The following is a 15,392-nucleotide window of genomic DNA, read 5'->3' on the forward strand; positions in this document are numbered from 1 at the left end:
CTAAAAAAATATGGCAAATATGGCATCCAATTATCCATTACCGAAGTTCCACTTCCGCGTGGAATGGGGCGGTTCTAACATAGGTTTTACAGAAGTATCCGGTCTTGATAAAAGCATCGAGGTGATCGAGTATCGCCATGGTGCCAGCCCGGAGTACCATAAGGTGAAAATGCCCGGTATGCAGAAGTTCTCGAACATCACGCTGAAGCGTGGAACATTTGCAGGCGACAACGAGTTCTTTAACTGGTTGAAGACGGTGCAGCTCAACACCATCGAACGCCGCGACCTGATCATTTCGCTGCTGAACGAAAACCATGAGCCGGTAGTGAACTGGAAAGTGAAAAATGCCTGGCCGGTAAAAGTGCAAAGCACCGACCTCAAAGCCGATGGCAACGAAGTGGCGGTAGAAACGCTGGAGCTGGCGCACGAAGGGCTCGAAATAGAAACGACCTAGACATTTGCTTATGCTGAATTTTGAATATCCCCTTACAGGATTCCACTTCCTGGTCGTGTTCGAAATATTTCCGCAAACCCCCGTAGATGTATGCTTTCAGGAGGTGACGGGTTTGTCGGTTACGATGAACACCGAAAGCATTAAGGAAGGTGGAGAAAACCGGTTCGAACACAAGTTGCCGACCCGCGCAGTGTATACGGACATTGTGCTGAAACGTGGTTTGTTCAACACCGCCCTGCTCACCGAATGGTGCCGGCAGGCGATTGAGAACTACGACTTTAAGCCGACGAATGTACTCATCTCCCTGCAGGACCAGAATCATGTGCCGGTATTTGGCTGGTACGTGATGAATGCGATCCCTGTAAAATGGGAGGTGACCGGGCTGCACGCAGAAAAGGGGCAGGTCGCGATCGAATCGCTGACGCTCAGCTACAATTATTTTAAGATTATTTCCCCGGTATCACTGGCGGCAGGACTGACAGGAGGCCTGTCTGCCAGTGTATCGGTGGGAATTTAAACTTGCGATATGCCGGTTATTATACAGGAGATACAAATTACGGCCGAAGTGGGGCCTGGTAGCAGCAATACGTCTCTACCAGCACCCGCTGCGGGACCAACAGCCAGTGCCATCGACCGCGAGGCGATCATTGCGGCCTGTGTGGAAGAAGTAGTGCGTATCATGCGCGAAAAGCAGGAACGGTAACCTCTCACGGCCGATCATTTACCTCAAAATATACCAAAGCATATGTTCGACGAGGGTACACTGGAGAAGATGAAAATCATTCCCTGTTCTGATGCCAACTATACGGAGGCGCCGGGCATGGAGCCTTACCTGGTGCAGATCAACCCCGAATCGTATTCGCTCAGCCAGCAGATACGGTTCAATGAAGCACAGGCACAAGGCAACAGCGCCGCGCAGTTGCAATTCAGCAGCAGCAGCCCGCAAGAGCTGGAGTTCGACTTCATTTTCGATGGCACAGGGGTGATCAGTCAGGGTAACGCGCTGCTGAAGATTGCCAGCATTTTCGGTGCCGGCGAGAAGTTGAGCGTGCCGGAGGAGCTGACGAAGTTTAAAGCCGTGGTGCTGACTTACGTAGGTGATATTCACGAGCCTCGTTACGTGAAACTCGTGTGGGGAACGTTGTTGTTCAAATGCAGGCTTACAAACCTGCGTGTTACTTATAAACTGTTTAAGCCGGACGGTACGCCGCTGCGGGCTTCCGCGAAATGTACCTTCCGGGAAAGTATAGAGCCGGTGGAGCGTGAAGCGATCGAAAGTAATAGTTCTCCCGACCTCACGCATATGCGCGTGGTAAAAGAAGGCGACACGTTGCCGCTGATGACCTATCGCATTTACGGGGATAGTAAGTACTACCTGGAAGTAGCGCGGGTAAACAAGCTCGTGAACTTCCGCAAACTTACGGCCGGACAAAAAATCTATTTTCCACCTATTCAAAAATAAACCGCTTGAGTCTTAGCAGAACCATTCCCGTTAATGGACTCGCCTCCCGTGTATCGTTCGCCGTTAGTGTTGACGGTACGGAAGTGCCGCATACGGTGAACCTTATGCATATTACCGTGTACCGCGAAGCGAACCGTATCGCCCGGGCCACGCTGTTCATTATGGATGGCAATGCAGCTGCAGCCGACTTCCCGGTAAGCAACGGAGATACCTTTTTGCCCGGTAAAGAAATTACCGTACAACTGGGTTATAACAATGCCAACGAGAAAGTATTTATCGGCGTCATTGTGAAGCACAGCATCAAAGTGCGCACATCCGGTTCGCCCTTATTATGCATCGAGTGTATGGATAAACTGGCGAAGCTAAGCATCAGCAAAAAGAACAAATACTTCGCTGATATGAAAGACAGCGAAGTGATAGAAGAGATGGTGAATAACGCCGGCCTCATCTCCGATGTGGAAGCCACCGACGTAAAGCACAAAGAACTCGTACAATACTATGCTACCGACTGGGATTTCATTATGACGAGAGCGGAGGCAAACGGGAAACTTTGCTTCACGGACGACGGTGTGCTGGTGATTAAACGTCCCGACCTGTCGCAGGAGCCAGCGTTCGACCTGTTGTTTGGCTCTACCATCCTGGAGCTGGATGCAGAGATAGACGCCCGTCACCAGGTGATGTCCGTAACCACCAGCAGCTGGGACCCTGCGTCGCAATCCCTGATCACGGCGGCTGCGGAAGAACCGGGATTTCCGGAACAGGGCAATATTAACAGTGAGGACCTGGCAGCAGTATTCCAGGCAGATCCTTACGCGCTGCAACATGGGGGCGCGTTACCGGAAAGCGAATTACAGGCCTGGGCAGATGCGCAGCTGATGAAGTTTCGCCTGTCGAAGATCCGCGGGCGCGTAAGGTTCCAGGGATTTGCAGGTATTATGCCGGGACAGGTGGTGAACCTGGGCGGTATCGGAGAACGCTTCAATGGCAAAGTATATGTAAGCGGCGTGCGTCACGAAGTGAAAAATGGAGCCTGGCATACGGACGTTCAGTTTGGCTTGTCGCCGGATTGGTTCGCGGAAAGACATGCGGTTACACAACCTGCTGCCAGCGCATTATTGCCAGGAGTACAGGGGTTGCATATCGGCGTGGTGACCGACCTGGAAGATCCGGACGGCGCTTTCCGGGTGAAAGTGAAATTGCCCGAGATCGCCGTGCAGGAAGAAGGTACCTGGGCGAGGATCGCATCCTTTTATGCGGGTAATGAACGAAGCTCCTTTTTTCGTCCCGAGATAGGGGATGAGGTGATCGTGGGATTCCTGCATAATGATCCTAACCACCCGGTGGTATTAGGGGCGGTGCACAGTGCGGCTAACGCGTCGCCAGAGGCACATAGCAATGACAATTACATAAAGAGGATCGTGACGGCCAGCAACCTGGAACTGATCTTCAATGATGATAAAAGATCGGTGACCGTGCAAACGCCTGCCGGGAAAGTGATTACAGTGGACGAAGATGCGGGCATGATAAAGCTGGAAGATGAATACGGCAACAAAGTGACCATGGAGCAGTCGGCCGTGAAGCTGGAAGCCGTCGCTAACCTGGAACTGAAGGCCGGGGCAGAACTGAAGATTGCGGCACCGAACGTTTCGGTAAAAGCGGATGCGGCCTGCGAACTTAATGGCAGCGCATCCATGAAAGTGGCCAGCAGCGGCACCTGTGTGGTCCAGGGTGCGTTGGTGCAGATCAACTAAAAATAACGTATGTCAAAACCAGCAGCCAGAGTAGCAGATATGCACGTTTGTCCGATGGTGACAGGCACCGTACCGCATGTCGGCGGCCCGGTATTGCCCCCGGGATGTCCGACGGTGTTGATCGGCGGGATGCCTGCTGCCAGGGTGGGAGACATGGCTGTATGCACCGGTCCGCCCGATTCGATCGTGATGGGATCGGCTACAGTGATGATCGGCGGAATGCCGGCTGCGCGGATGGGAGATAGTACGGCGCACGGCGGCTCGATTGTGATAGGATGCTTTACGGTCTTGATCGGCGGGTAAAACCACAAATTGTAAAAACCTCAAAAATATTTCACCATGGCAGATCAACCTTTCTTAGGAAGAGGCTGGAGTTTTCCGCCGGTGTTTTCGAAAAGCGCCAGGCAGGTAGCAATGCTGGAAGGCGAAGAAGACATTCATAGCAGCCTGGATATATTACTGTCTACCACTTTGGGCGAGCGTGTGATGCAGCCGCGTTATGGCTGCGATATGAAAGACCTGCTGTTTGAATCGGTCAACACATCGCTGAAAGCCCTCATGGCCGACCGCGTAAAAACGGCGCTCCTGTTTTTTGAACCGCGTATCGAAACGGAAAAGATCGACATCCTGACTGATAATTCGCTCGAAGGACTCATACAGGTACAGATTGTATACCGCGTGCGCAGTACGAATAGCCGCATGAACTATGTGTTCCCTTTTTATCGTAACGAAGGCACCGAAATTCCCAGCAGTCAGCGCATGGCTGCAGGCGGTCCATCATCCTTTTAATGAATATCATGGCCCCCAAAACGCATATCAATACACATCTCCGCGATGGCGCCAGTCAGCTGGCGCGAAACAGCGCGGCGTTGCGAGGCGGATTTGTCAGCGTGGACGAGCGCAGTCTTACCGACCTGCTCAACTTCGCCCGGCAATATGCCCGCTCCGTGAAATACTTTGATCATACTGGTGCCGTACCCAACTCCGAGAACGGCTCCTGGGATGCCTTCTTCGACTTCGACAGCGCGGCGATCGAGCGGCAGCTTACTTCGCGCAACGACTTTGAGCCACACCTGGCGTTGTACCTCGCCTTTATACAATTGTTCCAGCACGCACGGCAGCAGGTAAACACCTTTACACAACAGCACCTCGACTTTTACTATCAGCAGGTGCTGGGCATGCAACCGCTTGCCGGCAGGCCCGACGAAGTGCATGTGGTATTCGAGCTGGCTAAAAACATCAGCGAGCAATTTCTGCCCGCCGGTACTGCGCTGGATGCGGGGAAAGGCCCCGAGGGGCATAAACTTTCCTACAAACTTGATAATGAGATCGCCGTCAACACCGCTGCCATATCCGCCTTACGCAGCACCTACGTGACAGCCGGCGAACCCGATGTGGTCCACTACGCCGCTATCGCTAACAGCAGTGATGGTATGGGCGGGAAATTGCCTGCGGATGCACCTTCGTGGGCGGCGTTCGGCAGAGATGGCGAGCCAGTGCTGCCTGTGCAGAAGACCGGCTTCGCGGCAGCATCTGACCTGTTGGCATTAAAGGAGGGCGACCGCACGGTGATCGCCGAGATGACCCTTTCAGTAGATGCGAGCTTTAACCTGGCGACGGCGAATACGTTGACCAGTGGCGCGTTCGAAGTGTTTTACAGTGGGGAGAAAGGGTGGATCGGTCCTAACGCGGCCACAGTGTCTTTTAAACAATCCGGTCAGCGTGTGATCATGACCGTTACGGATGCGGGGCTCACCAAAAATGCGCCCGCCGTTACCGGGTATGACGCAGCGCTGCTGGGTAAGGGTTTTAATACGACACTGCCGCTCATGCAGGTGCTGTTCTCCAAAACGACCACCGGCACTTTGCGTAAGATGTTGCAGAAGGCCGTGGTGCATAACATCAAACTAAAAGTGGATGTAAAAGGTGTGACCAGCCTGCAACTGCAAAACGACATGGGCGTACTCGATCCCAAAAAGGCTTTTATGCCCTTTGGTCCCATTCCCGTCAAGGGCGCAAGCTTTTACGTGGGATATGAAGAAGTGTTGAAGAAAAACATCGATACTTTTTCTTTCGATGTAGACTGGCAGGGGGCGCCGGTGAGTTTCAGGGATCACTACAAAAACTATTTTCCTCCGGCGATGATCCTTGGTTATTCCACCGGCGGCTTCTCTTATGTGGGTATTCACGCGATCAATAATATCGTGCTGAACAGCAGTTCGCCGGTGAAAGATAACAACTACTTTACGGCGAGCATCAGCATGAAAGGTCGCAATGATAAATTGGAAACGCGGTTGTTCGCCAATGATGGCACGGCTCACCTGCAATGGCCGTTCCGGGAGAACAATACGCCCGTGGTGACGAGCATTTTTTCTGATTATTCCAATCTCGCTACCACGTTTAATGCTTACTACCCAACACAGTTCAGCCTTTACTCGAATCCTAACTTCTCTGTTTATGCCGGACTGAGTTTGAACGCCATCTGGCAGATGCCGGTATTCAGTATTCTCAATCCTGCCAAACCGGTAGATACCAGTAAAGGTTTTGTGAGGATTGATCTGAACAAAGACTTCTTTCACAAAAAATATCCCTTAGTATACGCGACAAAAATGCGCGCGGAGGCGGATGAGGACGAGCTGCCGGCAGAACCGTACACGCCGTTGATCAAAACGTTTTCATTCAATTACACCGCGTCTACGAACGTGGTAGCTTTGGATACGAACAGCTTTGGCGCTTACAACACCCGGGGCATCCAGTTCTTTAGCGTGGATGTATTTGGCGTGGCAGAGCAACACCGATACCTGAAGGGCAGTCTGCAGGCGACTTCTGTAAATGTGCACCTGCTGCCGCAATACGAGGAGGGCGGCGCATTCTACATCGGGCTGGAAAAGGCTGCACATGGACAGTCGGTCAGTTGCCTGTTCCAGCTGGCCGAGGGCAGCGCAGACCCGGAGGCCGATACGCAGGACGTGGAGTGGAGTATTTTATGTAGCAATGAATGGCGGAGGTTATTGCCGGAGGAGATCGTGCTCGACCGGACCAACCACCTGTTACGCTCTGGTATTATACAATGGGCGATTCCCAACGAAGCCACTGCGGACAACAGCCTGATGGGTAAAGGTGCGTTCTGGATCCGGGGGCGGGTAAAACATCCGCCGGGCGTATGTAAAGTTGTGCAGCTCCATACACAGGCCGTGCGGGCTACGTTTATGGCCGAAAGTGGTACGCCGCTCATGAATACATTGGCGGCAGGCACCATCGCCAAACTAAAGGAGAAGCTGGCCACCATCAAAAAAGTAAATCAGCCCTACAGCTCCTCACAGGGAAAACTGCAGGAAAGTAACGAGGCATTCTCGATACGCGTGAGTGAACGGCTGCGGCATAAGCAACGGGCAATCATGGCCTGGGACTATGAACATATAGTGTTACAGCAGTTCCCGGAAATCTATAAAGTGAAATGTTTGCAGCACAGTGCGGGTGCCACCGCGTTTTGTTGCGCGCAGGAGGCGCCCGGCAATGTGACCCTCATCGTGGTGCCCGACTTGCGGAATGCGAACGCCATCCATCCGCTGGAACCGAAGGTGGGTAAGGATACGTTGGTACGGGCTGCCGGATACCTCCAGCAGCATTGCTCGTTCTTCACCACGGTGTTCGTGGAAAATCCACGGTATGAAAAGGTATTGCTTGAATGCAAAGTGCGTTTTACCACACAGGGAGCGAACGGGTATTACAAGAAACTGCTGAACGAAGAGCTGGTGCAATTCCTGTCGCCATGGGCCTTCGATAGCAACATCGACATCACTTTCGGTGGAGCGGTGCGCAAAAGTGTGCTGCTCAACTTTATCGACGAAAGGCCGTATGTCGACTTCGTAACCGACTGCCGCATGTATCACCTGGTGAACGGGCAGCGCAGCGGCGATGTGAGTGAGATCATCGTTTCAGACCCGCGCGCCATTTTAGTATCTGCCAGCCAACATACCGTTACCGACTTCACCCTACAAGATGTTTGTACATGAATAACGCCATCAGCATATCGCCCCAGCCACCGGTCGCCAGTAGCATGAATTACCAGCTGCTGCGTGAACAGGGATTGCAGTACATCGAAAAAATAGCCAGCGGTTTGTGGACGGACTATAATGTGCACGATCCGGGTATTACGCTGCTGGAGCTTTTGTGTTATGCCATCACCGATCTGGGCTACCGTACAGGCTTCCCGGTGGCCGACCTGCTAGCCACCCGCGACAATAACCGCGATACGTTTGCTAGCCAGTTCTATTCCGCTGCGCAGATATTGCCGGTACGGCCAGTGACTGTGAACGACTACCGCAAGTTGTTCATCAACATACGTGGTGTGAAAAATGCCTGGTTACGTAAAGGCTCGTACACGCTTCTGCATGACCTGAAGGATGATGTGTTGGTGGGCGCACCGCCCGAGGGGCACAAGTATGCACCGCTGTCGCTCAACGGTATTTATGATGTGCTGCTCGAACTGGATGCACCATCGCCTGAAGACGATGATGAAGAGCGCGCGGAAAATATTATCGCGCAGGCACGGGAAGTGTTTCACCGCAACAGGAACCTCTGCGAAGATTTGGGTAATGTTTACATTATCGAGGAACAACGTTTCCTGGTATGCGCGGATATAGAAATTACCGCCGCCGCGAACCCGGAAACCGTGATGGCAGAGATACTGTTCGTGATCGGCCAGTACCTGTCACCGCCTGTGCGCCAGTATTCCCTGCAAGACATGCTCAGTATGCAGCATGCCGACAGCACGCCTTATCGCACCGACGAAATATTTGAAGGCCCCTGGCTGGAGAATGGATTTATACCGGACGAGGAGCTGGAAAAAGCCATCCTGCGCACCAATATTTATACCTCTGATATCATTAGCCTCGTGATGGATATTCCCGGTGTGCGCTCGGTGAAAAAGATATTATTGAACTATTGCGATACGCCGGCCTCCAAACGTTATGAATGGTGTATACCAGTTACACCCTGGCGTAAGGCGGCGTTGTGTACCGATAAAAATGCCATCCATCTCTTTAAAGATGTGATCCCGGTAAGTGTAGATAAAGTGAAGATGCAGCAACAGCTGGATGCCCGCATACAGGCGGAGCAGGATGCGGCGGCTGTGGTGAAGAGCACAGACTGGCCCTATACATTCGGGACCCATCACCAGCTGGCGGACTATACACCACTGTTGCACCAGTTGCCCGCCACTTATGGTGTTGGTCCGGACGGGCTGCCCGCTAATGCATCGGCTGTGAGAAAGGCGCAGAGTAACCAGTTAAAAGGCTATCTCTCCTTTTTCGACCAGGTACTCGCGAATTACCTTTCGCAGTTGGCCAATGTGCGTGAACTGTTCCAGGTGCGTTTTTCTGATACCGAGCTGCTGGAAAAACCACAGACTTACTTCTTCCAGAAAATAGCGAAGCAAACTTTTCCAGGGGTAGATAAGCTGCTAAGTGATTACGACACTTTTGAACAATCTGCCCCCGGCGCACTTACACCGCATTTGCCGGAGCTGGTGGCGGAGTACGATGATGCGGTGGAACGATCGAACCGTTTTCTCGATCACCTGCTGGCGCGTTTCTCGGAGCACTTCTCTGACTATGTGATGCAGTTGTATTCGCTCTACGGCCAAAAAGCCGCGGGCGATGTAGTGACCGACAAACGTATCTTCCTGAATGAATACCCCAAGATCAGCGCGAACCGGGGCGGAGGATTCGATTATTACAATGAGGACGTAACCGTATGGGATACCGATAATGTGAGCGGAATGGAACATCGCATCGCGCGGTTGCTGGGCATGCCCAACTTTAACCGGCGCGTGTTATCGACCATCAAATACGAAATTTTCCAGGAGAAAGACAGCGATGGAAAAGACGAGTATCGCTTCCGACTGATGGACCCCGTGACCAATAAGATTTTATTGAGCAGCAGTACGAAATACTACATAAAAGCTGACTGTGAAGCTGTATTTAAAACCGCCATGCGCCTGGCCGCAGACCGTACCAACTATCGGCTGAAAACAACCGTGGATGGGAAGTTCTATTTCAACCTGGCGGATGAGACCAACGACGTTGTGGCGCGGCGCATCGAGTATTTCGATACAGAGCAAAAGATGGAGGACGCACTGGCTTTCCTGCTGCAGTTCGTCAGGAAAAACTATAGCGACGAGGGCCTGTTCGTGGTGGAACATCTGCTAATACGCCCCGACCTGGTATGGCTGGGTGAGCAGCCCGATGAGTTGCCGAACGCACAAAACTTCCTGCCTGTTTGTGCGGAGCAGGATTGCGCAGATGGCTGTGGGGAAGATCCTTACTCCTTCCGCATTACAGTAGTGTTGCCCGCAGAAACGGCACGCTTTCGTGATACCGGGTTCCGGCAATACATTGAGCAACTCATTCGTATGGAAACGCCTGCACACATACAGCCGAAGATTTGCTGGCTGAACGACAGGGAATTGCAGCAGTTCGAAGAGGCTTTTCGGAACTGGCTGGAAAAGAAACACTCCGGCGAGCTGAATACGCCCGAAGGCCTGGAAGCATTGCAACAGTTTGCCGCGGTACTGTATCGGGTGAAAAGCATCTACCCGCCGGGTAACCTGAGCGACTGCGCGCATCCTTCCGATACGCCGATCGTGCTGGGGCGCAGCAGCCTTGGCAGCCTGGACGCATAACATCAACTTAAAAATTATAAACAGCGATTTATGGAAAACGTTCCCGTAAAACTGAAAATAACCCCTCCGGCCCTGCATTATTTTGAGGATAACCAGGTGTTGACGGCCTCACAGCTGAACAACCTTGTGCGTTACTTCGATTACCAGGACCGCCTTACCCGCACCCGCCTCCTGGGCGCCGGCATTGTTTGCGGATTGAAAGTGGTGAACGGCAACGGTTCAATTACCGTCACGAAAGGTTGCGGTATTACGTCCGACGGAGACCTGATCACGCTGGAGCAGGACGTGCAGTATACACAGGCATTGCCCTTCGACGATAAAAAAGCGCAGTATGCATTATTTCACCAGGCAGAAAATACGCAGGTCGGGTTGTTTGAACTGTTGCCGGCCAGGGGAGATGGAGGCGGCAGTACAGAGGTGCAGCCGTTACGCAGCTTTTTTGCGAACAGGCAGCCGGCTGATTATGTAGTGTTACTTTACCTGAGCCAATATATAGAAGATACTGACATCTGCTCTTCCAACGATTGCGACAATAAAGGTATACTGATGCAATCGGCCTTAAAGCCATTGTTGATCAGCAAAGCCGACTACGATCGCATCCGGAAGGAAGATGATTGCTGCGGTGAGAGTTACTTCGGTTTGCCAGATGCTTATGTAACACGCCCGGTCTGGAACCCGGCGAACAATGGCATTTACACTTATGGTGAGATGTGGAACCGTTATAACCAGGCGATCCAAAGTTCTGCCAAGGTGTTGGACGTGGCATTGGCGCAGGCCGATGCAGTGGCTGCGTCGCTGGAGCGTTGCTTTGCGCAGAACGGGGAATTGCCGCAGGCTACTACGGTGATTACACGCACGACGGGCAATACGCCTACACGTGTTAACGAGATAGACGCAGTTGCCACCAGCATTGCCGGGTTATCGTTACGGTTGCCGGCCAGTTTGCTGAATCGCTTCCGCGCGCTGGCGGGAGCAGCAGCACCCTCGTTTAACGCGGCTTTGCAGCGGGAAGCACCCAAGGCGCAAAACGACTACAGCATCCAATATTTTTACGACTTCATCAAAGATATTACAGACGCTTACCAGGAGTTTAAAGATTCTACACTGGATCTTTGCCAGGGCTGCTGTCTCGACGCGGCGCTGTTCCCGAAACACCTGGCGTTAGGCCTGGTAGTGGATTCGTCCCCGGTGCCCAGCTGTCACTACCGGCAGTGTTTTATCGAATCGCCTATTTTAAATCATAAGGATGCGCAGATGCGCCGCTCGTTGTTTTTGTACAATCGTTTGGTGCAAATGATCCAACATTATCAATATGAAGAAAAAAATGTGAACGTGCTGCGGGTGACGCCCAGTGTAAGTTACAAGGGGGCGATCGGGGCGAGAAGTATTCCTGCTTACTACGAGGCCGGCTCCTTAAATGAAGAATGGGACTATGACAAATTCCGGCGTAACGAGACGGGTAAACACCTGTCGTATTTTGCTACCCCTTCCGCACCACCGCACATCGCCAATCCATTAGATTACGACCTGGATAAATTCGATTTCTTCCGGATAGAAGGGCACGTGGGAAAGACATATGAATCTGTATATGGACAGCTGAATAAACTGTGCCAGGATAGAGATCTTCCCTTCGATATACTGGGTTTGCAACTGGATAATAATCCCCGGTTCGTGCTGCCTAAATGGGACTTTACGCCGCCGCATCTCGATATGGTATTCGAGCTGCAAAAGTTCAAATTCAGTAATTACTTAGATAAGATGAAGTCGTATAACGACGAGCTGGAAAAAAACATCCCGGCTGAAAAAGACCTGGACGTGCCCGGTGTAACGGAGCATTACGGAAGCCCCAAACAACTGCGCTCATCGGCCATCGAACGGAAAAAAGCATTGGATACCGAGCTGGAAAATGTAAAACCATTTTTCCAGGTGACCGCCGCACAAGCTTCGCCCAACCAGTTCACGAATATTCATGCATCGATCGCAAACAAAGCGGCCGTGGTGAATAACAGTGCCAAGCTGCTTACACGCACCGCGCTGGCTACCCCGCTGCAGAACGTGGCACAGATCGCACATCCGGAGGCACTTTCGTGGCTCACCCAGCTGGTGGTAGATACACGTGAGGCATTAAAGCAATCGTACATCTTCTCCAACTTCATCCGTGTAAATCCGGGGGTGATCCATAATGCAGGCGTAACCAAAGGAGGTACCTTCCTGCTGTTATATACACAAACAACAGACGCCAACGGCACCACGCAACGTCGCGTGGTAGGCGACTTCTACCTGCCATACGCCGTGAAGCCCGAAACGATAGCGGCTACTACCGTGCCGCCCGTTCGTCCGGGTACGTTGCCTACGCCGCCGGTGTATATACCGCCAGACATCTTCCAGATCAGACCCGACCTGATCAAGCCGCCATTACTGAACGCCGATCTGTTGAAACTGAAAGACAATGTTATTCTCGACCGCACCGACCTGTTGAGCAAAGTGACCGACCTGCAAAGCTCCGTCAACACGAAACTGTTCGACATCAACGAACATGTAGATACACGCCTGAATGGCGTAGCGAAGAAGACAGACCTGGAAGATAATATCGCATCCGTGAAATCGATGATCAATAGTAACATGACCACGGTGGTGCAGAACTACCAGGAAACCTTTAATCGCGTAGTAACCTCGTACGACAACGTATTGAATAAAACCAAAGTGACAGCTCCCGGAAAAGTGGAAGTGGCTGACATGGGCCGCATGACCCTCGACGAGGCGAGCATCAAAAACATGAGCAAAGCCGAAATGGCACTGGTGGCTAAAAACTACCAGGACGCCCTGTCGCTCATGCAGAAGTCGCGCAATGACTTTGGAGAGTTTTTTAACATCAGGCAGTAACAGATGACTAGTGACAAGCAAACACATATTATCCGGAATATGCACCTCCGCCTGAAACTGCCGGCGGTGGACAAGGCCTTTCGCCTGCAACAGCAGCTGAAAGCCTGCCTGGATAGTGAATGGATGGACGCTTTAAGTCGAACCCTTGATCAATACGCAGGTGCGGCCGAGTACCTGCACGTGCCGCGATTGGAAATTGACCTCGCGCAGCTGCCTGAAGAAGACATAGAGAAGCACTTCCGGAAGGCTGCATTGGAGGCCGTAGAAAAGGCCCTGGTGGAACTGCTGCAACAGCAGGCGATGCAAAACGCCGCTCCGGCCACACCTGCAGCATCGGCTGTGCTGGCGCGGGTGTCGCTGGAACAACAGGATATGGACGGCTGGTTTTACTTTCTGGAAAAGGGCACATTGCCTTGGTGGATGGTGGCCGATCAAAAAACTGATCAACGCTGGATCGGGGCGATACGGGCAAAGCCGGCATTGTTTCGCGAACGTTGGAAGCAAGCCTGGCGGCATAACGAAATAAACGTGGTGCGCTGGGTGGAGCAAAGTTCGCCGGCCTTACGGCAGGTGATGCTGGAGCTGTTGTGCGATACCGTCCTGTACGAGCAATTCCGGTTGTTGCTGACAACGATCGAACAATGGTTACCGCGCCTGCCGCTGGCGAAGGTGCGATACACCAGCTGGCACTGTTTCTTCGACTTCATTGATAGTGAGGCGCTAAGTCGGCAGTCATTACGACAAACCGTAATAGGACGATTTACAACGCGATGGGCCACTTATTGCGGCCAGCCGCTGACAGCACAGCAAGTGGATATACTGCTGGGTCAGGGTGCGCCATCCCCGGCTATAGAAAGCAAAGCAACGTCGTGGCAAAAGGCAACAGCAGCAACGCCGTCGCAACAGGCAAAACCGGCAATGACGACGCTACCTGAAGAAGGCCTCGCGATCAATAACGCGGGGTTAGTATTGTTACATCCTTTCCTGGTACACCTGTTCCGCAAGCTGGAATGGTTAACCGAAAAGGACCATCAATTAAGAGAAGATGCGGTGGACCGCGCGGTACACCTGCTGGCTTTCCTGGCCAGTGGAGAAACTCAACTGCCCGAGTATGAGATGGTGTTGTGTAAGATATTATGCGGCGTGGCCCCGGAACGGGCCATCGTAAGAGAAGTAACGTTAACCGAGGAGGAAAAACAACAGGCGGAAACGCTGTTGCAAGCTGTACTGGAACACTGGACTCCGCTGAATAATACGAGCATCGCCGCACTTCGCGAAACGTTCCTGCAACGGCCAGGACTATTATTTAACAAGGATGGAGAGTGGGTTATACAAGTGGAACAACGTACGGTGGATGTTTTGTTGAATCGTTTGCCCTGGGGCGTATCCATTATCCGGTTGCCCTGGGTGCCGCAGTTGTTCCGTGTGAATTGGGCGCTTTAAAACTATTAATAAAACAGTGTTATGATTAGTCCCGAGATCAAAAAGAAAATCATCCGTATTGTAAATGTTTTCGAAACCGGTACCCCCGAAGGCCGGTACGAACAGGTCACTATTTTACCCGACGGCCGCAATGGCAGTCGCCAGATTACCTATGGTCGCAGCCAGACGACGGAGCAGGGGAACCTACGCAACCTGGTGGAAAGATATGTGCAATTACAAGGCACTTATGCCGACGAGTTTAGGGCGTTTCTGCCGAAGATTGGTGTGACTCCGCTGGTGGATAACAAGGCTTTCAAGGACCTGCTCCGCAACAGTGCCAAAGAAGATCCGCTGATGCGGCAGGCGCAGGACGAAACGTTTGAAGTGCTGTACTACCAGCCTGCACACCACTTCTTCGAATCGGAGCGCTTCACGCTGCCATTGAGTATGCTGGTGATTTACGATAGTTATATTCATTCGGGCAGCATTCCGCCTTTCCTGCGCAGCCGTTATCCCGAGCGTACGCCGTTACGTGGCGGCGATGAAAAGGCCTGGATACGCGCTTATACGAAAACACGGCAACACTGGCTGGCTACGCATAAACGCAGGGTGCTCCATCCCACTGTGTACCGCACCGAATGTTTTCTGAACGAGATGGATAAGGATAACTGGGGATTGGAGAAAACGGTACTTGCACATGGGGTGAAGGTGGAATAGGAAGAACAATCAACTTGT

General features: G+C 52.3%; 12 protein-coding genes. All 12 read left to right on the top strand.

Features of this window, described 5'->3' with window-relative positions:
• Positions 1–19: 19 nt before the first annotated feature.
• From MKQ68_RS00250 to MKQ68_RS00305, 12 genes are read left to right on the top strand one after another with little or no spacing between them, the layout of a single operon-like run.
• Entirely contained in the window at positions 20–454 is a 435-nt protein-coding gene (locus tag MKQ68_RS00250) for a phage tail protein (protein ID WP_244840955.1), read from the top strand.
• Between the two features lie 10 nt (positions 455–464).
• Positions 465–971 carry a phage tail protein gene (locus tag MKQ68_RS00255; protein ID WP_264281591.1) on the top strand — a complete coding sequence of 169 codons (507 nt, stop codon included), beginning with the start codon at positions 465–467 and terminating at the stop codon, positions 969–971.
• 9 nt (positions 972–980) lie between these two features.
• The gene (locus MKQ68_RS00260) at positions 981–1,157 is read left to right on the top strand and encodes a DUF5908 family protein (protein WP_264281592.1); all 177 of its coding nucleotides are present in this window, start codon (positions 981–983) and stop codon (positions 1,155–1,157) included.
• A gap of 42 nt (positions 1,158–1,199) precedes the next feature.
• Positions 1,200–1,916 (top strand): CIS tube protein, encoded by a 717-nt coding sequence (locus MKQ68_RS00265; protein WP_244840950.1) that lies wholly within the window; start codon positions 1,200–1,202, stop codon positions 1,914–1,916.
• A 5-nt stretch (positions 1,917–1,921) separates the two neighbouring features.
• Positions 1,922–3,667: a type VI secretion system tip protein VgrG gene (gene vgrG / locus MKQ68_RS00270; RefSeq protein WP_264281593.1), complete on the top strand. Its 1,746-nt coding sequence runs from the start codon at positions 1,922–1,924 to the stop codon at positions 3,665–3,667.
• A gap of 9 nt (positions 3,668–3,676) precedes the next feature.
• Positions 3,677–3,970 carry a PAAR domain-containing protein gene (locus MKQ68_RS00275; RefSeq protein WP_264281594.1) on the top strand — a complete coding sequence of 98 codons (294 nt, stop codon included), beginning with the start codon at positions 3,677–3,679 and terminating at the stop codon, positions 3,968–3,970.
• A gap of 36 nt (positions 3,971–4,006) precedes the next feature.
• Positions 4,007–4,456 (top strand): GPW/gp25 family protein, encoded by a 450-nt coding sequence (locus MKQ68_RS00280; protein WP_264281595.1) that lies wholly within the window; start codon positions 4,007–4,009, stop codon positions 4,454–4,456.
• Between the two features lie 8 nt (positions 4,457–4,464).
• A complete protein-coding gene (locus MKQ68_RS00285) occupies positions 4,465–7,683 on the top strand; it encodes a baseplate J/gp47 family protein (RefSeq protein WP_264281596.1) in 3,219 nt (1,072 codons plus the stop codon).
• Positions 7,680–10,352, top strand: coding sequence for a baseplate wedge protein (locus tag MKQ68_RS00290; protein ID WP_264281597.1), 2,673 nt, complete (start codon positions 7,680–7,682; stop codon positions 10,350–10,352). Before MKQ68_RS00285 ends, MKQ68_RS00290 begins: the two co-directional genes overlap by 4 nt.
• 30 nt (positions 10,353–10,382) lie before the next feature.
• A complete protein-coding gene (locus MKQ68_RS00295; RefSeq protein ID WP_264281598.1) occupies positions 10,383–13,235 on the top strand; it encodes a hypothetical protein in 2,853 nt (950 codons plus the stop codon).
• 3 nt (positions 13,236–13,238) lie between these two features.
• The gene (locus MKQ68_RS00300; RefSeq protein ID WP_264281599.1) at positions 13,239–14,678 is read left to right on the top strand and encodes a contractile injection system tape measure protein; all 1,440 of its coding nucleotides are present in this window, start codon (positions 13,239–13,241) and stop codon (positions 14,676–14,678) included.
• 21 nt (positions 14,679–14,699) lie between these two features.
• Positions 14,700–15,374 (top strand): chitosanase, encoded by a 675-nt coding sequence (locus tag MKQ68_RS00305; RefSeq protein WP_264281600.1) that lies wholly within the window; start codon positions 14,700–14,702, stop codon positions 15,372–15,374.
• Positions 15,375–15,392: the final 18 nt, after the last annotated feature.

It is taken from the genome of Chitinophaga horti, from assembly GCF_022867795.2.
Classification (GTDB): Bacteria; Bacteroidota; Bacteroidia; order Chitinophagales; family Chitinophagaceae; genus Chitinophaga; species Chitinophaga horti.